Source organism: Citrobacter sp. Cpo126 (assembly GCF_030332445.1).
Taxonomy (GTDB): domain Bacteria; phylum Pseudomonadota; class Gammaproteobacteria; order Enterobacterales; family Enterobacteriaceae; genus Citrobacter; species Citrobacter portucalensis.
In genome coordinates this window covers 402084-422886 of sequence record NZ_JAOWHT010000032.1, presented here as the reverse complement: position 1 = coordinate 422886, position 20803 = coordinate 402084, and the positions used below count along the sequence as shown (strand labels likewise).

Annotated in this window: 17 protein-coding genes; 5 read left to right on the top strand and 12 right to left on the bottom strand. The window is 50.8% G+C overall.

All coding sequences use genetic code 11. The features are described from left to right. Positions 1 to 33: 33 nt before the first annotated feature. A complete protein-coding gene (locus OGY17_RS11270; RefSeq protein ID WP_286607239.1) occupies positions 34 to 936 on the bottom strand; it encodes a manganese-dependent inorganic pyrophosphatase in 903 nt (300 codons plus the stop codon). Between the two features lie 231 nt (positions 937 to 1167). Between OGY17_RS11270 and pcaQ the strand changes: the two genes are divergently transcribed. After that, the gene (pcaQ, locus tag OGY17_RS11265) at positions 1168 to 2091 is read left to right on the top strand and encodes a pca operon transcription factor PcaQ (RefSeq protein WP_003020288.1); all 924 of its coding nucleotides are present in this window, start codon (positions 1168 to 1170) and stop codon (positions 2089 to 2091) included. Positions 2092 to 2131: 40 nt separating this feature from the next. On the opposite strand, the gene OGY17_RS11260 is transcribed toward pcaQ, so the two are convergent. The 3 genes from OGY17_RS11260 to OGY17_RS11250 all read right to left on the bottom strand — a co-directional run bounded on the left by OGY17_RS11260 (position 2132) and on the right by OGY17_RS11250 (position 5416). Then, on the bottom strand, positions 2132 to 3820 hold the full coding sequence (locus OGY17_RS11260; protein WP_286607235.1) for a methyl-accepting chemotaxis protein: 1689 nt from the start codon (positions 3818 to 3820) through the stop codon (positions 2132 to 2134). Positions 3821 to 3989: 169 nt separating this feature from the next. Next, positions 3990 to 5108: an S-(hydroxymethyl)glutathione dehydrogenase/class III alcohol dehydrogenase gene (locus OGY17_RS11255; protein WP_286607233.1), complete on the bottom strand. Its 1119-nt coding sequence runs from the start codon at positions 5106 to 5108 to the stop codon at positions 3990 to 3992. A 32-nt stretch (positions 5109 to 5140) separates the two neighbouring features. Continuing rightward, a complete protein-coding gene (locus tag OGY17_RS11250; protein ID WP_003833178.1) occupies positions 5141 to 5416 on the bottom strand; it encodes a metal/formaldehyde-sensitive transcriptional repressor in 276 nt (91 codons plus the stop codon). Positions 5417 to 5942: 526 nt separating this feature from the next. On the opposite strand from OGY17_RS11250, the gene OGY17_RS11245 reads away from it, so the two are divergent. After that, a complete protein-coding gene (locus OGY17_RS11245) occupies positions 5943 to 6272 on the top strand; it encodes an ion channel (protein WP_286607231.1) in 330 nt (109 codons plus the stop codon). Between the two features lie 113 nt (positions 6273 to 6385). On the opposite strand, the gene OGY17_RS11240 is transcribed toward OGY17_RS11245, so the two are convergent. The 4 genes from OGY17_RS11240 to OGY17_RS11225 all read right to left on the bottom strand — a co-directional run bounded on the left by OGY17_RS11240 (position 6386) and on the right by OGY17_RS11225 (position 10246). After that, entirely contained in the window at positions 6386 to 7174 is a 789-nt protein-coding gene (locus OGY17_RS11240; RefSeq protein WP_286607229.1) for a hypothetical protein, read from the bottom strand. 185 nt (positions 7175 to 7359) lie between these two features. Then, positions 7360 to 8406: a porin OmpA gene (gene ompA, locus OGY17_RS11235; protein ID WP_286607227.1), complete on the bottom strand. Its 1047-nt coding sequence runs from the start codon at positions 8404 to 8406 to the stop codon at positions 7360 to 7362. Positions 8407 to 8555: 149 nt separating this feature from the next. After that, the gene (locus tag OGY17_RS11230) at positions 8556 to 9824 is read right to left on the bottom strand and encodes a Y-family DNA polymerase (protein WP_063940790.1); all 1269 of its coding nucleotides are present in this window, start codon (positions 9822 to 9824) and stop codon (positions 8556 to 8558) included. 2 nt (positions 9825 to 9826) lie between these two features. Beyond that, positions 9827 to 10246, bottom strand: a complete 420-nt coding sequence (locus OGY17_RS11225; protein ID WP_003833182.1) for a translesion error-prone DNA polymerase V autoproteolytic subunit — start codon at positions 10244 to 10246, stop codon at positions 9827 to 9829. A gap of 260 nt (positions 10247 to 10506) precedes the next feature. Between OGY17_RS11225 and OGY17_RS11220 the strand changes: the two genes are divergently transcribed. Next, complete coding sequence (locus OGY17_RS11220) at positions 10507 to 11433, top strand: DMT family transporter (protein WP_057068151.1); 927 nt, start codon at positions 10507 to 10509, stop codon at positions 11431 to 11433. A 75-nt stretch (positions 11434 to 11508) separates the two neighbouring features. Here the strand turns inward: OGY17_RS11220 and cybB are convergent, their stop codons facing one another. Beyond that, complete coding sequence (gene cybB / locus OGY17_RS11215; RefSeq protein WP_008784870.1) at positions 11509 to 12039, bottom strand: cytochrome b561; 531 nt, start codon at positions 12037 to 12039, stop codon at positions 11509 to 11511. Positions 12040 to 12228: 189 nt separating this feature from the next. Here cybB and gap point away from each other — a divergent pair, with 189 nt between their 5' ends. Together gap and OGY17_RS11205 are read left to right on the top strand one after the other, a co-directional pair. Further along, on the top strand, positions 12229 to 13230 hold the full coding sequence (gene gap, locus OGY17_RS11210) for a type I glyceraldehyde-3-phosphate dehydrogenase (RefSeq protein ID WP_008784871.1): 1002 nt from the start codon (positions 12229 to 12231) through the stop codon (positions 13228 to 13230). A gap of 126 nt (positions 13231 to 13356) precedes the next feature. Next, positions 13357 to 14283: an alpha/beta hydrolase gene (locus OGY17_RS11205; protein WP_234102894.1), complete on the top strand. Its 927-nt coding sequence runs from the start codon at positions 13357 to 13359 to the stop codon at positions 14281 to 14283. 41 nt (positions 14284 to 14324) lie between these two features. On the opposite strand, the gene aldA is transcribed toward OGY17_RS11205, so the two are convergent. From aldA to hrpA, 3 genes are all read right to left on the bottom strand, one after another. Continuing rightward, positions 14325 to 15764 carry an aldehyde dehydrogenase gene (aldA, locus tag OGY17_RS11200; RefSeq protein ID WP_286607225.1) on the bottom strand — a complete coding sequence of 480 codons (1440 nt, stop codon included), beginning with the start codon at positions 15762 to 15764 and terminating at the stop codon, positions 14325 to 14327. 199 nt (positions 15765 to 15963) lie between these two features. Continuing rightward, on the bottom strand, positions 15964 to 16755 hold the full coding sequence (locus tag OGY17_RS11195) for a YdcF family protein (protein WP_071446313.1): 792 nt from the start codon (positions 16753 to 16755) through the stop codon (positions 15964 to 15966). An 85-nt stretch (positions 16756 to 16840) separates the two neighbouring features. Beyond that, complete coding sequence (gene hrpA, locus OGY17_RS11190; protein ID WP_032943558.1) at positions 16841 to 20743, bottom strand: ATP-dependent RNA helicase HrpA; 3903 nt, start codon at positions 20741 to 20743, stop codon at positions 16841 to 16843. Positions 20744 to 20803 lie beyond the last annotated feature (60 nt).

Sequence of the window (20803 nt, the reverse complement as noted above, 5' to 3'; positions counted from 1 at the left end):
AAACTTCCCACCCATACAAAAGATGAACAGTACTTACTGGCGTGGTTTCAAATGACTTTCCAGCCAGGGCAGCATCTGTTTTTTACGGCTAAGCATACCTTCGACCTTGCAAGGCTGCGGGATGTCTGAAAGTTCTGATCCAGCAAACCATAGGCTGGTGTCACCCAGATTGATGTCAGTGAGCATCAGCACGACTAACGCAGCGTTCTTTTCTTCTGCATAGCGCGCCATTTCCTGACGGAGATCGTCCAGCACCGCATCCACCTGTTGCAGCGCATAGAGTTCGAGCTGCGCGACACAGACTGAATGTCCATGGATGGTGAAGGTTTTAATGTCTTTCTGCAAAAGTTCCCGGGCACTCATCCCTTCCACACTTGTTTTAGCTGACAGCAGGTCGCGACTGAAAGCGTCAAGATCCACTCCGGTTTTTTGGGCCAGCGCATCAACCGCCAGGCGATCGTCAGTGGTCGTCGTTGGTGAACGAAGCGTGACAGTGTCACTCAATACGGCGCCGAGCAGTAAAACAGCCTCAGCGGAAGATAATTGATTGCGTTCATCCTCCATCATCAGTTGCCACAGCAGGGTTGCGCTACTGCCGACAGGCTTCACCCACACTTCCGGTGGCAGACGGGTGACTAACCCACCAAGTCGGTGATGATCGATAATTCCCACCACGTTACTTTCTGTTAACGATTCCGGTCCCTGGGCCGGCTCGGTGAAATCGACCAGCCAGACATCACGATCGGTCAGTTCAAACGTCAACCGTTCAGGCATCGTCAGCCCCGCATGCTCAAAGATAAACTGCGTTTCGCGGTTAGGCTCGCCCAAACGCCATGCCGTCGCCTGCTGGCCACGTAAACTAAGCCAACGCGCCGTCATTGCGGCGGTGCAGATGGCATCGCTATCGGGATTAAGGTGCCCTATTACATGTATCATTCATCAGTGCCTTGTGAAGAGAAATCGTTCAAAAGTAAACAATCACCAAAGTATAACGACTGGCCACACTCCCTTCCATGATCCCACCACCCAGCAATGCTGTACAAAACATAAGCAAAATAAATCAGTTGTAAGTAAAACATGATAAATGTTAATAATATTTTGCAATCAGGTTATCAAAAACAAACAACTTTACTTGTCACCGATACGGCTCTGTTTTTAACATCGCTTATGGAAAAAAATGTTCTGTTCAATCAGCGCATTCGCTTGCGCCACCTTCATACTTTTGTCGCCGTTGCACAGCAGGGAACGTTGGGGCGCGCGGCTGAGACCCTTAACCTGAGCCAACCGGCTCTCTCCAAAACGCTAAATGAACTGGAGCAACTGACCGGGACCCGGCTCTTTGAGCGTGGCCGCCTTGGCGCGCAGTTAACGCTGCCCGGAGAACAGTTTCTTACCCACGCGGTAAGAGTGCTGGATGCGCTCAACACCGCCGGACAAGCGTTAAATCAGCGCGAAGAATCGCAGACTGATGTCGTACGGATCGGGGCCTTACCCACCGCGGCACTGGGCATTCTGCCTGCGGTAATTGGTCCTTTCCACAAGCAGCAAATGGAGACCACGCTACAGGTCGCCACCATGAGCAATCCGATGATTCTGGCAGGTTTAAAATCCGGGGAAATCGATCTTGGCATTGGTCGCATGGCCGATCCGGAATTAATGGTCGGTCTGAACTATGAATTGTTGTTTCTGGAATCACTTAAACTGGTCGTGCGCCCTAACCATCCGCTGTTGCAGGAAACCATCACGTTAAGTCGGGTAATGGAGTGGCCGGTGGTGGTTTCGCCAAAAGGAACCGCGCCTCGCCAGCACGCAGAAGCATTGTTGCAAAGTCAGGGTTGTAAAATGCCGCCAGGCTGCATTGAAACGCTGTCAGCATCGCTTTCCCGCCAGCTGACGGTTGATTACGACTATGTGTGGTTTGTCCCTTCAGGCGCGGTTAGAGAGGATTTACGCCAGGCGACGCTGGTGTCGTTGCCGATACCTACCCACGGTGCGGGTGAACCCATCGGTATTCTTACCCGTGTCGATGTGCAACTCTCTCAGGCCGCGCAGATCCTTATCGCCGCAATACGCAAAACCGTACCGTTTTGATGCCAAATATTAAGGGACCATCATGTCCCTTAATTTATTGTTAAAACGTTTCCCAGTTATCGCCACTGGCCGTTGCCGTCTGCGGACGCGATTGGTCAGGCGTAGTGCTTACGGGAGGGCGTTTAATTGCACTCGTTCCCGTTAAGCGAAATGTACCTACGGCTTCCGTTAAGCGCGCCGCCTGCTCTTCGAGAGAGGCCGCCGCAGCCGATGCTTCTTCAACCAACAAGGCATTTTGCTGCGTAACCTTATCCATTTCTGATATAGCCTGGCTCACCTGTACGATACCCCGGCTCTGCTCATCAGAGGCCGCCGCGATTTCCAGCATGATATCGGTGACGCGTTTTACCGCATCGACAATATCCGTCATCGTATTGCCCGCCGCGACGACTTCTCCGGAGCCCTGGTCAATCAGTCGGACCGATTCGCTGATCAATCCTTCAATCTCTTTTGCCGCCTGAGCGCTGCGGCTTGCCAACGTACGGACTTCACTGGCGACCACGGCAAATCCACGCCCCTGCTCTCCTGCCCGCGCCGCCTCAACCGCAGCGTTCAGTGCCAGGATATTGGTCTGGAAAGCAATGCTATTAATCACGGCTGTGATTTCGGAGATTTTCTTCGAACTCGTTGAGATATTACCCATGGTTTTCACCACGCCAGAAACCATCTGACCGCCCCGACTGGCCTTACCGGACGCATCTTCCGCCAGTTTGCTTGCGTGATGCGCATTGTCGGCGTTTTGCTTCACCGTGGCGGTCAGCTCTTCCATGCTGGCTGCCGTTTGTTCAATCGCTGCGGCCTGTTGTTCAGTACGTGAAGACAGATCGGTATTACCCGCCGAAATCTCGCTGGTACCGCGGTAGATTTCTTCCGCGCCCTGACGTACCGTGCCCACCGTTTTCCCCAACGATCGTTGCATTGTCTGTAGGTGACGGCTCAGACGGCCAATTTCGCTACGCCCGGTCGGTTCATCGTGCATCGTCAGATCGCCTGATGAAATTCGCTCAATACGCTGGGCCGCGCGTAGCAGAGGGTGAATGACGGTACGACGCAGAACAATGAACGTCATCACGGTTAGCACCAGCGCAAGAACGAATGCACCCAGCATAAAAGCCATGCCGAGTTGTGTACGCTGATGCGCCTGTTCGCTTAACTGGTTCGCCCTTGCGGTACGAATGTCGATCGCTTTTAACAATACCTTATTGTAAGCAGAGTCCAGCGGTCGGGCCTGTTCATTTTCATGGTTGATGATCGCTTCAAACATGCCGTTTTTAGCGTACTTCAGCATGGGCTGTAAACCGTCGGTATAGGCTTTGAAGCTGGCGCTCAGTTCAGCATCTAGCGCTTCATCAGCAGACGTTTTTACCGCACGCGACATATAAGCGTTAAAACCGTCCTGCGACTGCTTGATGCGTTTTTCTGCCTCGGCAATATTGGCCTTCATGTCATCCATTTCGGCAATACGGCTCGCCGCGCCGGCGTGGATCATATTGATACGCGCGGTGCGTAAGTGGTTAGAGCTGTTAGATAACCCCATCCTGACCTGAATCTCATCGGTCACGTCGCGCTGATCGCGATCGGCCTGCATAAGAAAATAGCTTGCCAGTCCGGAACTTAAGGCGAACAGCAGAAGGATGCCACCGAGAATGGAGGAAAACAGCGGAACCAGCCGGATTTGATGCAGAAAGCCCAGTTTATGCTGGGCTTGCATCGATGTAGTGTTGTCCATGACCGTCGACTCTCTTGTAGGGTTTATGCGTGAAAACACGCCCGTTAGATAGTCATCGGCAATCCGGGAAGTTTACTTACCGTGAAAAGCGCCGGATTCGTCACACTTTCACAACATAATTCTAAAAAATTCAGGAAAGTGCCAGCGGTTAAATCCGCTGGCCAATGAATCAGTTATCGCCAAAGTGGATAACGGTACGGATGGACTTACCCTGATGCATTAAATCGAACGCTTCGTTAATCTGCTCCAGCGGTAAACGGTGGGTAATAAAGGGATCCAACTGAATTTTCCCACTCATTGCTTCTTCAACCATGCCAGGAAGTTGAGTACGCCCTTTCACGCCGCCAAATGCGGAACCGCGCCAGACGCGCCCGGTAACCAGCTGGAACGGACGCGTTTTGATCTCTTGCCCTGCTCCTGCCACGCCAATGATGATGCTTTCGCCCCATCCTTTATGGCAACATTCCAGTGCCGCGCGCATCACGTTAACGTTGCCGATACATTCAAAGCTAAAATCCACGCCGCCGTCGGTCAGTTCAACGATCACATCCTGAATCGGTTTGTCGTAATCCTTCGGGTTGATGAAATCAGTCGCGCCCATTTCACCTGCCAGCTTAAATTTTTCCGGATTGGTATCAACGGCCAGAATACGCCCGGCTTTCGCCTGCACCGCGCCCTGAATTACCGCCAGACCAATACCGCCCAGACCAAATACGGCGACGGTGTCGCCTTCTTTCACTTTTGCGGTGTTATGGACTGCTCCGATACCGGTGGTCACGCCACAACCCAGCAGACACACTTTGTCCAGCGGGGCCTGCGGGTTAACCTTCGCCAGAGAGATCTCCGCGCAAACGGTGTATTCGCTGAAGGTGCTGGTGCCCATATAGTGATAAATCGGCTCACCGTTATACGAGAAGCGCGTTGTGCCATCCGGCATCAGACCTTTGCCCTGGGTCGCACGTACGGCCTGACACAAGTTGGTTTTACCCGATTTACAGAACTTACACTCGCCGCACTCTGCGGTGTACAGCGGGATCACATGATCGCCCGGCTTCAGACTGGTGACGCCTTCGCCTACTTCAACCACAATACCGCCACCTTCATGGCCAAGTACCGCCGGGAATACGCCTTCCGGATCGCCGCCAGAGAGCGTAAAGGCGTCGGTGTGGCACACGCCGGTATGGGTAATTTTAACCAGCACTTCACCTTTCTTTGGCGGTGCGACGTCGATTTCGACAATTTTTAACGGTTGGCCGGGGCCGAATGCAACTGCTGCACGTGATTTCATTTGTCTCTTCCCATTATTGCGAGGTGATGATGTTATTTTAGATAAGCACGCAGAAGATGGCCGATTTCAGCCATGCGCACGGCACGCTGGTCTGGCGTAGTTTCCCCGCTGACCAGCTCGTCTTTCAGATGGATCTCAACCATTTCGCCCATCAGGCCATTGGATGCGCCGCGCACAGCGGCAATTTGCTGCAGGATTGCCAGACACGGTTCGCCAGATTCCAGTGCACGCTCAAGCGCATCAACTTGACCGCGAATACGGCGTACACGGGTGAGAATGCGTTTCTTGTCTTCAGGTGAATGCGGCATACGCCCTCCGGATACTATAGGGGGGTATACTATCAGATTTGTTATTTCATTGTAAAATATAAGACTTATTTAATATCAGTAGCTTAGATTAAGTCACTTTCAGTCATGTGTGAACATATGCAGCCTTTCGGTGCTCCATACGTGCCCTCAAGGGTGCTGCTCGATGAATACAATGCTCTTTTTATTCCAACATTTTCAAAGCCGATACCAACTTATGTGCAAGACGAGACAGGATTTAAAAATGGCCTTGCTTTATTTTTTCTGCAATGAAAGTATCGCTATCAGATTCTTAACACGTTTAACTAGCCAATTTAATTTTTATACAATAAATAATTAAATAACAATATTCATTAATAATTGTCTGCATGAATAGTATTTGGCTTTATATTTCCTTCCGTGTACATTCCAGAAATATCAACTCAACCCTATACCCTTAACCGTCCAAAGAGCCAGTATGATAATTTTATTTGTTTTCGCACTATTAACTATTACCGTTATAATTCATACGTTTTGGATGTTATGGGTAATGGAAAAACTACGTATAAACAAAACGTCAACATTTCACTTCATATTCAGAAATGTAATTGTTGTTGCAACTGCTCTTATGGCACACCTCGCAGAAGCAGGCGTTTTTGCAATTTTTTACATAATTTCTGGTGCGCTGGAAAACTGGGAGTCGGCCAGTTACTTCTCTCTCGTAAGCTATGCAACTCTTGGCTATGGTGATGTGACATTACCGGCAGAATGGCGATTGATTGGCGCAGCTGAAGGGTTTGTCGGTGCCCTCATGGTAGGCTGGTCCGTAGCCGTACTGGTGGTGTTTCTTCAGCAATTAAAATTCATGTTTAAAAAATAATAAAGTGACAATTTGAATGTGCGGTTCGGCGATCTGACAGAAACACGGTGGCGTAGCATCTCGTGAAGCCCCTGTCGGATCGCCAGAAACAAAACGACTATTGATGATTATTATCATATTAGTTTGAACAACACACGGATGGGTTTTAATTGTGTAAGATGCTCCCAAAGATTATGTAGATTAATAAGACCTGCCTGAGCCAGTATTGCCAGGGTGATCATCAATGTGGACGCGGTAATCACAAGCATCAAACGACTAATATTTTTCTGGATCCTGATCTGCTGCTTTTCCCGTTTATCTTCAGATTCCCATGAAACAATTGTTGAAATAGCCTTGCCTTGTATATAATATTTTTTATCACTAAATCTGACATCTTCTGTAATTACAAGTGACTGGAGCAGCAGAAAGACCTTCCTCCTGAAATCTTCATTCTTGATATGTTTATACCAAAGCGTCCCGTACAATAGATCAATAACCTCATCACATGTCACTCCAGTGTGAGTTTTCTCTGGCGATTGATGTACATATTCGTTCACCAGCATCTGTAGCAACATTATACGATCAAGTCCATTCAACGCCTTGTTACTGGCGAATGAAGAAAAGAGATTGCTTTTTGCTCTCGTCAGAGCATTTTTTGCATAAGCAATACGCGTAAAATAATTTATTGCAAAAAGAAAAATCGAATCAAACCTTAACGGACCTTGCTTTCTCCAATGAATAATCTCAACATTCATTTTTTCAATATCATTGAGTGAAAGATTTATTTTTTCCGCATATGTGTGCTGATCAGCATGCCATTTTTCAAGCACAACATTTTTGCCTCTTAGACTCACAAGCTGATATTTTTCTTGTTTTACATCCGAAAAATAAACACCATAGTAATTATATACTTGATCATCCACATGATTTTTCAGAGTAAACCGTGGCAGAAAATAACGCCATAATCTACCTTTAGCTCTCGAAACTAAGGATTCTATGAACATAATTACGCTCTAACATCTTTAATTTGTCACAGTTAATGATAGTCCACTGTGCGAATAAAAAAGCCCTCCCCATTCGATAATGTGGAGGGCTTTTGTACACCGATTTAGTACTTATCAGTGATCTCAACAACGACATGGCGATCTGGAGCAAGGCAATTAATCAGCTGCTGTCCGGTCTGCCCATCACAACTGGATCCCGTGACAGAATCACTCGAACCATGTCCTTGTGCAGTAATATTTGCAGCTGGCATGCCTAACGCGACTAATTCATCGGCAACAGCCTGCGCGCGCTGGGCTGACAGTTGCTGGTTATAATCTGCGGCTCCGGTGCGATCGCTATAGCCAATAACAACGGTCGCTTTGTCTTTGGCCGGTTGCAGACCGGGATTTCGGTATAACTGCGCAATCGCCGCTTTCCCTTCTGGGGTTAATGCTGCTGAATCATAACCAAACATCACATCAGATTTTAAGTTAAAACGCTGAGGTTCAGGCGCAGGAGTTGCGGCAACTGCCGGTGCAGGCGTAACCTCCGCGTCGTCATGCTGGCCAAAGCGATATGACAACCCAGCGGTAACGGAACTAACATCGCTTGATACGCCAATCTGGTTTTCATTACCCACATTGCTCACCCATTGATATTCCACGCGGCCAGCCCAGTTCTTGTTAAAGGCATATTCCGTACCAACAGCCACAACCGGACGCACACCGGTATCAAAGCGGTTATTGCCTTTAATATCTGACTCCGCGCGATATCCCATTGCCCCTGCACGGCCGTAGAGATCCCAATTATCTGTCAGACCATAACTTGCCTTCAGAGATAATTGCAGGCCCTGACTTTTCATTTGAGAACCAGAAGAACCATTTTTACCGTTGAATTGCATATTGCCTAAATAGTCATAACCGCCTTCAACTGCCAGCCATGGAGTAATCTGATAGCCTGTAAATACACCACCACCGACGTTATCGCTATCAAAACCAACATCACCATATTTATTACCATTAGCCCCCGTTTGCTGGCTTGCGCTGGTATCAAAGTAATGCGACCAACCAAATTTCCCACCAGCATACCAGGTTCCCGCATCCGCTGCGGCAAATGCCGTAGTCGCGGTCAGCGCATTTGCAATAATGAGTGTAATAAGCGTCTTTTTCATAAATTTCCTATTATAGACTTGCCGTTTGTCAGTTAGTTATCTGTTAGTCGGCGCTACAATAAGATTTTTAATGAAGGCTGATAATCGTTTTTTTATTTATTTCTGGACAGTTTTAGAATCGCTCTTAAGACTTATTTACGATAACCACCCTACCCAACCCGCAGTAAATCGCTATATCTCGTTGTATAACGCGGTGAAAGCATATCTCGCTTCATTGCCCACGGTTGTTGTATACCTTGTCCGGCAAAATAGAGCGTTCCTTTACCTTTTTCAGCATTGAGCGTATCCAGAACGGCCATCAGCTTATCGCTGTTATGCCGTGGGGCGTTGTCATCAAACAGATTCAACTGCGCAACGCCAGAACTAAAAAAATCGCCCAGCATGACCCCTGCTTTTTGATAACGCAGCCCCTCCCGCCATATTGCGTCCAGACTACGTGTGGCCGCCCTGATAATTTCCCGACTATCCTGGGTTGGTGTCAGCAGTTTTATCGATGCGCTGTTACCGTAATACGGTTCATTCAGGGAAAATGGGCTGGTTTTGATAAACGTAGAGATAAACCGGCAGAACTGGTGCTCTCTGCGTAATTTTTCCGCAGCACGTGCAGCATAGGTACAAATAGCCTCTCTCATCGCATTGTAATCCGTGAGTTTTTCACCAAACGATCTTGAACAAATGATCTCCTGCTTAACTGGCGCAAACTCTTCCAACGCCAGGCACGGTTCACCGCGCAATTCCCGCACAGTGCGCTCAAGCACAACGTTGAAATGTTTGCGGATAAAGCGAATATCGGTATCCGCCAGGTCGCAGACCGTTTTAATACCCATGGCGTCCAGTTTTTTACTGATACGGCGTCCGACACCCCAGACTTCATCAACCGGGAGCGCAGCCATCAGCTTACGCTGACGCTCAATATTCGAGAGATCCACCACCCCGCCAGTCTGTTCCTGCCACTTTTTGGCAGCATGGTTCGCCAGCTTGGCCAGGGTTTTGGTCTGGGCGATACCGACCCCAACCGTGAGGCGCGTTTTCTGTAAAATGGTTTCTCTGATTTCACGACCAAAATCTGTAAGATCCCTGCAGTTTCGCACGCCAGTTAAATCACAAAAGGCTTCATCGATACTGTACATTTCCACGCGCGGAGACAGCTCCTCCAGAATCGACATTACCCTGCTGCTCATATCCGCATACAGCTCGTAGTTCGAACTAAAGCAGAACACGCCGCAGCGCCTGAACAGATCTTTCTGTTTGAAGTATGGTGCTCCCATATTGACGCCAAGCGCCTTCGCTTCCGCGCTGCTGGCAATGACACAACCATCATTATTTGAAAGAACAACAACGGGTTTACCTTTCAGGTCCGGTCGGAATGCCGATTCACAACTGGCATAAAACGAATTAACATCCACCAGCGCAAACATAATCAGCCCGCGGATTTAATGATAAATGTCACCACGCCAAATATATCCAGCGTGTCCTCGCTGCCGATCATGATCGGCGCGTAGGCGCTGTTCTCTGGCTTCAGCATCACCACCGGATGCAATTGCAGGCGCTTAACGGTGAATTCGCCTTCAATAGCAGCAATCACAATGTCTCCGTGGGCCGCTTTTCTGGCACTGTCGACTACCAGCAAGTCGCCAGCACCGATCCCTGCCCCCATCATGGAGTCGCCAGACGATTTTACAAAATAGGTTGCGCTGGGATGCTGCACCAACAGGTCGTTAAGATCGATACGTTTCTCAACGTAATCCTGCGCCGGAGAAGGAAAACCGCAGGGCACGAGATCGCTAAATAGCGGGAAGTGTTTGATTTCGGGGTGTTCAACTGGCTGGAAAAACAACATAATAATCTGCCTCTCATGTAACTGTATTTATATACAGTAGTTTTAATGAGAACAGTGATCAAGTGACAGACGTGGCGAACTGAGCGTTGTTTAACCATCTTGCCGGTAAGCGTTTATGCTATCTGGAAAAATAATTTTCGGTTTTATTCCACAGAAGAAAGTACAAATTTTCGCTACATGTACTCAGCCGGAATGATAACGACTACGGCGCCCTGAAAGCGCGTATAGTGGCGTACTAAAATCATTAAAACGGACACATTATGACCACCGCAGGGAAAAGTCATCCGCTGGCCATTGGCGGCCTCATCACCTTAACGCTCATCTGGAGTTACAGCTGGATCGCGATGAAACAGGTCACGCACTACATCGGCGCGTTCGACTTCACCGCACTACGCTGTTCTTTTGGCGCATTATTGTTATTCATCGTTCTGTTACTGCGTGGCCGAGGAATGCGCCCGACACCTTTCGGCTATACGTTAGCGATCGCCTTGCTACAAACATGCGGCATGGTTGGATTATCACAATGGGCGCTAGTCAGCGGCGGTGCAGGTAAAGTAGCCATACTGAGTTATACCATGCCATTCTGGGTGGTGATTATGGCCGCCATTTTCCTCGGTGAACGCATGCGGCGTTTACAGTATTTCGCCATTGCCGTGGCAGCTGCGGGATTATTGCTGGTTTTACAGCCATGGCAACTGAACTTTGCCTCAATGCAGAGCGCGCTACTGGCGATCCTTTCTGGGATCAGTTGGGGGGCCAGCGCGATTGTCGCCAAGCGAATGTATACCCGCCATCCGAATATCGATCTGTTAGCGTTGACCGCATGGCAGATGCTGTATGCCGCGCTGGTGATGAGCCTGGTGGCCTGGCTGGTTCCACAGCGAGATCCAGACTGGCAACCTGTCGTTTTCTGGGCATTAGCTTATAGCGCCGTGCTGGCGACGGCGCTGGCATGGAGTTTATGGCTGTTTGTGTTGCGTAACTTACCAGCCAGTATTGCCAGCTTAAGTACGCTGGCGGTACCTGTCTGTGGCGTTCTGTTTTCCTGGTGGTTGCTGGGTGAAGAGCCTGGCGTTGTTGAAGGCTGCGGTATTATGCTGATTGTTGTTGCGCTGGCTATCGTCAGCCTGAAAAAACGCGTCTCCCAGGTTCAAAGCGTACGAAAAGCACCACCCTGCGAAAATTAATCGGCTAAAAAAATGCACCTTACTCAGTTGGATGTCCAACTTTTGGGGTGCAGTCCAATTTTGCGGGGCGTTATATCAGGAGCGTTTACGCGGCATCATGCGCAACAGCGTATTATCCTTCCAGAAATAGTGATGCATCAGGGCGGCAACGGCATGCAGACCAATAACAAAATAACCCAGGTTTGCCAGCGTCACGTGCCAGGACTTCAGCATATCCACTAAATCAAAGTTAGCCTCTGCCGCATGCGGCATAACGATGCCGAATGCAATCCACGGATTACCCCGGTTGTACATCATCACCAGCCCAATAATAGGCAGCACAATAAACAACAGATAGATAACCAGATGCCCCAGATGCGCCATGCCGGTCATCATTGGCTTTGGTTTTGGCACAATCGGCGGTGCCGGATATTTCAGCCTGACCAGCAGACGCGCCACCATCAGCGTTAATATCGTGATACCACAGGATACGTGCACCATGTTGAATAAGGGACGATAGCTGCGCGGGAAAAATCCGCGAAACTCCATGGCGCTATAGGCCACAATAACTAACAAAAAGACCAGCCAGTGAATACCGATTTGCAGGCCAGAATACTTATTCCCCATAACACTTCCTGAATAAAAACAATAATGCGTCAACATAACGGGCTTTTGTTAAAAATTCATTAACTTTTGTTCACCCATTTTCAGTCGCTTACGCTTAACCGCAAGAACCGCTATTGCCGAGGATGCCTGTCTGGACTAAGCCTGGTAAGGAAAATATGTCGTACCGCCTCATCCTGACAGGAGAAAACCATGAGTAAAATTGGCATTAACGGTTTTGGTCGTATCGGTCGTCTGGTATTGCGTCGGCTACTGGAAGTCAAAAGCAACGTGGAGGTTGTGGCCATAAATGACCTCACCTCGCCCAAAATTCTCGCCTATCTGTTAAAGCACGATTCAAACTACGGCCCGTTTCCCTGGAGCATCGACTTTACCGAAGACGCGCTGATTGTCGACGGTAAAAAAATCGCGGTTTACGCAGAAAAAGAGGCCAAAAATATTCCGTGGAAAACCACTGGCGCTGAGATAATCATCGAATGCACCGGTTTTTATACCTCGACAGAAAAAGCCAACGCGCACCTGGATGCAGGTGCCAAAAAAGTACTGATATCCGCCCCAGCTGGCGACATGAAGACCATTGTCTTTAACGTCAACGACGACACAATGGATGCGAACGATCGGATTATCTCGGTCGCATCGTGCACCACCAACTGCCTGGCACCGATGGCGAAAGCGCTGCACGATAGCTTCGGTATTCAGCTTGGCACTATGACCACCATCCACGCCTACACGGGAACGCAGTCGCTGGTTGATGGTCCACGCGGGAAAGATCTGCGCGCCTCGCGGGCAGCAGCAGAGAACATCATTCCCCATACCACTGGTGCCGCCAAGGCCATTGGTCTGGTTATTCCGGCGTTGAGCGGAAAATTAAAAGGCCATGCCCAGCGTGTTCCGGTGAAAACAGGATCTGTCACGGAACTGGTATCGATATTGGGGAAAAAAGTCACTGCTGAAGAGGTCAACAACGCGCTGAAAAAAGCCACGCAAAATAATGAGTCGTTTGGTTATACCGACGAGGAAATCGTCTCGTCCGATGTCATTGGCTCGCATTTCGGTTCGGTATTTGATGCAACGCAAACCGAAATTACCGAAGTGGGCGATCTGCAACTGGTAAAAACCGTCGCCTGGTACGATAACGAATACGGTTTTGTCACCCAGCTTATTCGTACGCTGGATAAATTTATCAAGCTCTGATCTTCCGGCGGAGGTCCCCCTCCGCCCTCTTTCATTTCCCGCGAATTCAATACGTTGTGAGTCTCTCCCCGTTTTCAATATATGAACTGTGCTATAGCTAACCTTTGCCACAGAGGGAGCATTGTAATGGAAGCACTGAGTCGTGAAACGTTAGAAAACATGATGGCGCACGCCGTTAGCCTTTCTTCCACGTTTACCATCTGGCCACAGGGTGAAGCCCCCGGAGCAAAAAACAGCGATGCGGTATTTACGCCTGAACCCCGACATACCGGAACGTCTGATTACGATCGCGCGGTCACCGGCATTCGCGCCCCGGAAATTACCGTTTACGCCCCTGCCAAACCTAACGGCACAGGGATCCTTGTTACTCCTGGCGGCTCTTATCGTCGCGTGGTGATGGATAAAGAAGGCAGCGCACTGGCACCGTTCTTTAACGCCCGCGGTTATACCCTGTTTGTGATGACCTACCGCATGCCGGGTGATGGCCATGAGGAAGGTGCAAACGCGCCGCTGGCCGATGCCCAGCGCGCCATGCGCTACATTCGCGCCAACGCCCATGAATGGAAAATTAACCCTGACCGTATCGGTGTGTTGGGCTTCTCTTCCGGTGGTCACGTAGCCGCCAGCCTGGGAACCCGGTTTGCCGAACCGGTTTATACACCGATTGATAGCATAGACGAGCAACCTGCGCGTCCTGCGTTCATGGCGTTGGTCTACCCGGTGATTACTCTGCGCGAAGACATCGGTCACCCGGGCTCTCGTCTTGAGCTGGTTGGCGCTACGCCAGAAAAGGAAGATCTGCGCCACTATTCTCTGGAAGAGCGAGTGGATAACACGACACCGTCGACATTCCTGCTACACGCCATCGACGATCCGGCGGTGAAAGTAGAAAACAGCCTGGTTTTCTTTAATGCGCTACGTGGGCTGGGCGTTCCGGTCGAAATGCATCTGTTTGAACGCGGTAAGCACGGATTTGGTATTCGCGATGCGCAAGGGTTACCGCTGGCCATCTGGCCGGAAATGATGATGAACTGGATCGCCACCAAAGTGTGAGAATTGCGCCGGGTGGCGTACAGGCTCACCCGGCGAAAAACTTAAGACTGCAAATACACTACCTGTGTTTGCAGGTATTCATTCAGACCGTATTTACCATCTGCCCCGCCAATCCCGGACTTGCGCCAGCCAGCGTGGAAGCCCTGCATCGCCTCGAAGTTTTCGCGATTAATATAGGTTTCGCCAAACTTCAGCCCCTTAATCGCCTTCATTGCCGTATTCAGATTCTGCGTATAGATCGATGAGGTCAGTCCGTAGTCGCTGTCATTGGCCATCGTCAGCGCCTGTTCCAGCGTATCAAATGCCACCACCGGCAGCACCGGACCAAACGTCTCCTCGTGCATAATCGCCATATCCTGGCGCACGTCTAACAGTAACGTCGGCGGATAGTAATAACCTTTACCGGCAACGGCTTTACCACCCAGCACCACACGGGCGCCTTCCTGAACCGCTCGCTCGACTTTTTGCTCTACACGCGCCAGCGCAGCGGCATTAATCAGCGGCCCCATCGCAATGTCATTGCGTTCGGCCGGATTGCCAAACTGCACGGCTTTCATCGCCTCACCCAGACGATTAACGAACTGGTCATAGATACCTTTCTGAACGTATACGCGCTCGGCACAGTTGCATACCTGTCCGGTATTGATCACCCGCGAGTCAACAATAGCCTTCACCGCCAGCTCAAGGTCAGCATCGTCCATCACGATAGCCGGGGCCTTGCCACCCAACTCCAGACAAACTTTGGTGATGTTTTTGGCCGCTGCGTCCATAATTTTCTCACCCGCACCGACGCTACCGGTCATGCTCACCATGGCGACCTTCGGGTTTCCGGCCAGCTCCTGCCCGACCGTTTCACCGCGTCCCAGCACCAGGTTAAAGACTCCGCGCGGTAAACCAATGTCATCAACAATTTTGGCAAAGGCGATGGCGTTATTCGGTGTGAATTCACTCGGCTTAATGACGATGGTATTTCCCGTCAGCAAGGCGGGAGCCAGTTTGCGGGCAATCAGGAAAAACGGGAAGTTCCACGGCAGAATGCCCGTCGTCACGCCCAGTGCACGCTTAAACAGCAATATATTCTCACCAGGGCGATCGCTTTGCAGGATCTCGCCTTCATAGCGACGCGCCCACTCCGCCATGTAATCGATATAGTCAGCGGTAAACGCGACTTCAACGTCAGCCAGTTGTTGAATTTTTCCACCTTCCGCCACAATCAACGCGCTGATTTCATCGGCTCGCTGGCGGATACCTGCAGAAATTTTGCGTAACCAGTTTGCCCGTTCAATGGCAGGCAACGCTTCCCATTGCGGCTGAGCGCGATCCGCGGCATCGATCGCTTTACGCGCATCTTCGGCACGCCCATCGGGAATACGCGAGATAATCTCTTCCGTGGCCGGATTGACGACATCAATCCAGGCGTCATCGTGCCAGGTCACAAACTGCCCATCGATATACATAGGATGTTGTACGGGTACTGACATGCGGCTCTCCTGTGATTGATTTGTTTTTAACAAGTAAAACTATTGTTAATTAATATCAATCATGCATGACGCATTATCGCTGGAGTGGCGGTTCTGTGAACTGCTTCATAAAAGCGTCTGGAAAAGTGATGATGAAGAGAAAAAACGGGTGGGCTTTCTGCCCGTTTGCCGTAAAACGCCGACAAACGGGCAGCAAGAATTACAGAGAACGGCTCTCCAGTAAGTCGGTCAGCGCGGTATCATTTTTTAGCTGCTGCCAGGCTTGCTCGACGTCCTGAGGAATATCGACATGTACGATAAAATCGTGTCCACAGGGCCCGTAGCCGGTTGCATCATCACGCAGGCGCGGAAGTTCACCGGTAATGAGAGAAAGATAGCGTTCTACCGGCCACAGACCTTCTGCGGCGGGCACAAAATCCACGCCGTTGTGCTGTTGGGCCAGTTCAGGGATGAAACCAGGGAAACTCAACCAGCGCGGCGCATGCGGCTCATCGCGGGTGACGCGCTGAAACGTGGCCATTGTGCGGCGTTGCATAGTGGGATCCTGCACCACAATGACGGTATGAATACTTTCTGCCGCCTGATTCAGTAATGCACAGCTAAACCGGGCATTCTCACCGCAGTTTGTCGACTGATCTTCCACCCAAATTTTCTCACCCGGAATTTGCCAGAACTGGTGAGCAATATCGGCAAGGATCGCCGCTTCCGCGCGTCCGGTAGTACGAATGATGCTATAACGCGGATGCTGGGCAATCGCATCATACAGAAAGCGCGTGGAATGACCGATACCACCGCTAATCAGCAAGGGAACCTGTTGCTCTTTCGCGATCCGACAGGCGGCGTCGATGGTAGGAATAACCGCGTTTCCTGCCAGAATCACGCAATCTGACTGAACGGTGATATTCCCCGTAAAATCATTCTGCGCCAGCCATCGCCCTACGGTATTGATAGCCGCAAGGGTGGTTGCGGAAAGTGTCGGAAACTGACTCATATTGATGACTCCTGGTGTTTATCTTTACCGGGTACAGATGCCGGATGGCGGCTACGCTTCATCCGGCCTACGGCCCTGTACCGATTTATCCCGAAATCTGCTCCATCGCCTGCAGAATACGTTTATCGGAGATCGGATACGGCGTACCAAGCTGCTGGGCAAAATAGCTGACGCGCAGCTCTTCTATCATCCAGCGGATCTCTTTGACATCGGCATCTTGACGGCGCGCGGGAGGCAGTTTATTGAACCACTGCTGCCAGGCCTGCTGCACACTGTCCACTTTCAGCATCTGTGCACGGTCACGGTGCGGGTCGATAGCCAGTTTTTCCAGACGTTTTTCAATAGCCTGCAAATAACGCAACGTATCGCCCAAGCGTTTGAAACCATTGCCGGTAACAAACCCGCGATACACCAGTCCGCCCATTTGCGATTTGATATCCGCGAGACCCAGCGCCATGGTCATATCCACGCGCCCTTTCAGACGTTTATTGATATTAAACACTGCGGTCAGGATCTGTTCGACCTGCTTCGCAATCTCCACCACCGTATCGTTCAGTTCAGCCCGCACTTTTTCATGCAGCGCGGTAAAGCCTTCTTCAGTCCACACCGGGCCACCGTTGGCGTCAATTAACTGATCCACACCGCAGGAGATACAGTCGTCAATCAAATCCAGAACTTTACCGTATGGGTTAAAGTACAGCCCCAGCTTGGCTTTATTGGGCAGCTTCTCGTGCAAATATTTGATTGGCGAAGGAATATTCAGCAGCAACAGGCGGCGTAAACCGCACCACATCGCCTGCTGTTGTTCCAACGGATTATCAAACAGTTTGATGGCAACGCTGTCACGCTCATCGACCAGCGCCGGCCACGCTTTCACCTTATAGTTACCGCGTTTTTGTTCGTAACTTTCCGGAAGTTGACCGAAGCTCCAAATGTGCAACCCACTCTGTTCGATGCCGTCATCGGCCACCGCAGACAATGTTTCCTGAACTTTACCCTTCAGCGCATCCTTCAAATCTTGCAGCGAACGCCCTTCCTGTAGCTTCTTATTTTTATCATCCACCACCCGGAAGGTGATTTTTAGGTGATCGGGCACCTGATCCCAGTGCCAGTCTTCACGGTCAACGGTAACGCCGGTCATGCGGCGCAGTTCACGCTCCAGCGAGTCCAGCAGCGGCAGTTCCAGCGGTGTGACGCGGCCTAAAAACGCTTCCGCATAGTTCGGCGCGGGCACAAAGTTGCGTCGTACCGGTTTTGGCAACGACTTAATCAGGGCGATCACCAATTCGCGGCGCAGCCCCGGGATTTGCCATTCAAAACCGCTCTCTTCGATCTGATTAAGCAGCGGGAGTGGAATATGTACGGTCACACCGTCCGCATCGGCTCCAGGTTCGAACTGGTAGCTCAGGCGCAGCTTAAGGTTACCCTGATGCCAGAAGTTCGGATAATCCAGCTTACTGATTTTCTCCGCACCCTCTTTGATGAGCATGCTCTTTTCAAAGTTGAGCAGATCCGGTGTTTCACGGCTGACCTTTTTCCACCAGCTATCAAAGTGACGAGCAGAAACCACGTCATGGCTGATGCGTTGGTCGTAAAACTCAAACAGCGTCTCATCATCGACCAGAATGTCGCGACGGCGTGATTTGTGCTCTAACTCTTCCACTTCAGCCCGTAACTTCAGATTGTCACGGAAAAACGCATGGCGCGTTTGCCAGTCACCTTCCACCAGCGCATGACGAATGAACAGTTCACGCGACAACGCGGGATCGATCTGGCTGTAATTTACCTTACGGGCCGCAACAATCGGTAAGCCGTAGACAGTGACTTTTTCTGTCGCCATCACAGCACCCTGCGCGCGTTCCCAGTGCGGTTCACTGTATGAACGTTTGATCAGATGCTGGGCTACCGGTTCCACCCATTCGGGATCGATACGCGCGGCAATACGTCCCCACAGGCGGCTGGTTTCCACCAGCTCGGCGACCATCGTCCACTTCGGCGGTTTTTTGAATAAACCTGAACCCGGGAAGATCGAGAAGCGAGCGTTACGCGCCCCGGTAAACTCCTGTTTATCGGTATCTTTCATCCCGATGTGCGACAGTAAACCGGTCAGCAACGCGACGTGGATCTCCCGATATTCAGCGGGTTCGCTGTTGACCGGAATACCCAACTCTTTCACCACCTGGCGCAGTTGCGTGTAGATATCCTGCCACTCACGCACGCGCAGGTAGTTCAGAAAATCAAGTTTGCACTGGCGACGGAACTGGTTTGACGACAGCGCTTTTTGCTGCTCGCCGAGATAGTTCCACAGGTTCACAAATGCAAGAAAATCAGACTCTTTGTCGTGGAAACGGCGATGCTTCTCATCGGATGCCTGCTGCTTGTCCATTGGACGCTCGCGCGGATCCTGAATGGACAGCGCTGAGGTAATGATCATCGCTTCGCGCACACAACCATGTTTTTGTGCTTCCAGCACCATTCGCGCCAGCCGTGGGTCCACCGGAAGTTGCGACAGCTGACGGCCCAACGGCGTTAACTTATAAGCGGTTGCCTGTTCGTCGGTGGTTATCGCCCCCAGCTCTTCGAGCAGGCGCACCCCGTCCTGAATATTGCGTTTATCCGGCGCTTCAACAAACGGGAACGCCGCGATATCCCCCAACCCCAGCGCGGTCATCTGCAAAATAACGGATGCCAGGTTGGTACGCAGGATCTCCGGATCGGTAAACTCCGGGCGCGACAGGAAATCGTCCTCAGAATACAGACGAATACAGATCCCCTCTGAAACACGACCGCAGCGACCTTTACGCTGGTTAGCAGAGGCCTGCGACACCGGTTCAATCGGCAAGCGCTGAACTTTGGTGCGGTAACTGTAACGGCTGATACGCGCGGTGCCCGGGTCAATTACGTATTTGATTCCCGGAACGGTCAGCGACGTTTCCGCCACGTTGGTCGCCAGCACGATACGGCGACCGCTGTGCGACTGGAACACGCGGTTCTGTTCGCTGTTTGAAAGACGCGCATACAGCGGTAGCACTTCGGTATGGCGCAAATCCAGCTTATTCAGCGCATCGGCGGTATCGCGAATTTCACGTTCGCCGCTCATGAAGATCAGAATGTCGCCTGGCCCTTCACGCCCCAGTTCATCTACGGCATCAAAAATTGCCTGCAGCTGGTCACGCTCAGTGTCATCTGCATCTTCAACAATTGGACGATAGCGCACTTCCACCGGATACGTTCGGCCGGAGACTTCGATAATCGGCGCATTGTTGAAATGCTTAGAAAAGCGTTCCGGGTCAATGGTCGCCGAAGTGATGATAATCTTTAGATCCGGACGACGCGGCAGAAGTTCTTTCAGATAGCCGAGCAGAAAATCGATATTCAGACTGCGTTCATGCGCTTCATCGATGATGATGGTGTCGTACTGCATTAGCAGCCGATCCTGTTGGATTTCTGCCAGCAGGATACCGTCCGTCATCAGCTTGACCATGGTGTTATCACTGACATGATCGCTGAAACGTACCTTATAACCGATACAGCCGCCCGGCTCGGTCTGCAGCTCTTCCGCAATACGGTTCGCCACGGTGCGCGCCGCCAGACGACGCGGCTGGGTATGGCCTATCAGCCCTTTTACCCCGCGCCCCAGTTCCATACATATTTTGGGTAACTGGGTGGTTTTCCCCGAACCGGTCTCACCGGCGACAATCACCACCTGATGGTCGCGAATAGCCTCCAGAATATCCTGTTTTTTCTGGCTGACGGGCAGGTTTTCCGGGTAGCGGATTTCCGGACGCGCAGCTTCACGCAGCACAACTTTACCGGCTGCCAGCTCAATCTCTTTCGCCATCTCCTGGTAAATGGCCTGTTGTGCATCAGGATTTTTAACCTTCTTCACACCGTGCAGGCGGCGGGCAAAACGCTGTCTGTCACGCAGCATCAGTGAGTCCAGCTGTTGCTGCAACATGTTGAAGGTTAATTTTTGTTGTTCTGTCATAGCGTTAAAAGGCAGTGCTCTGCCGGGTTAAATCTCTTTTAGATGATGGGTATAGAGTAC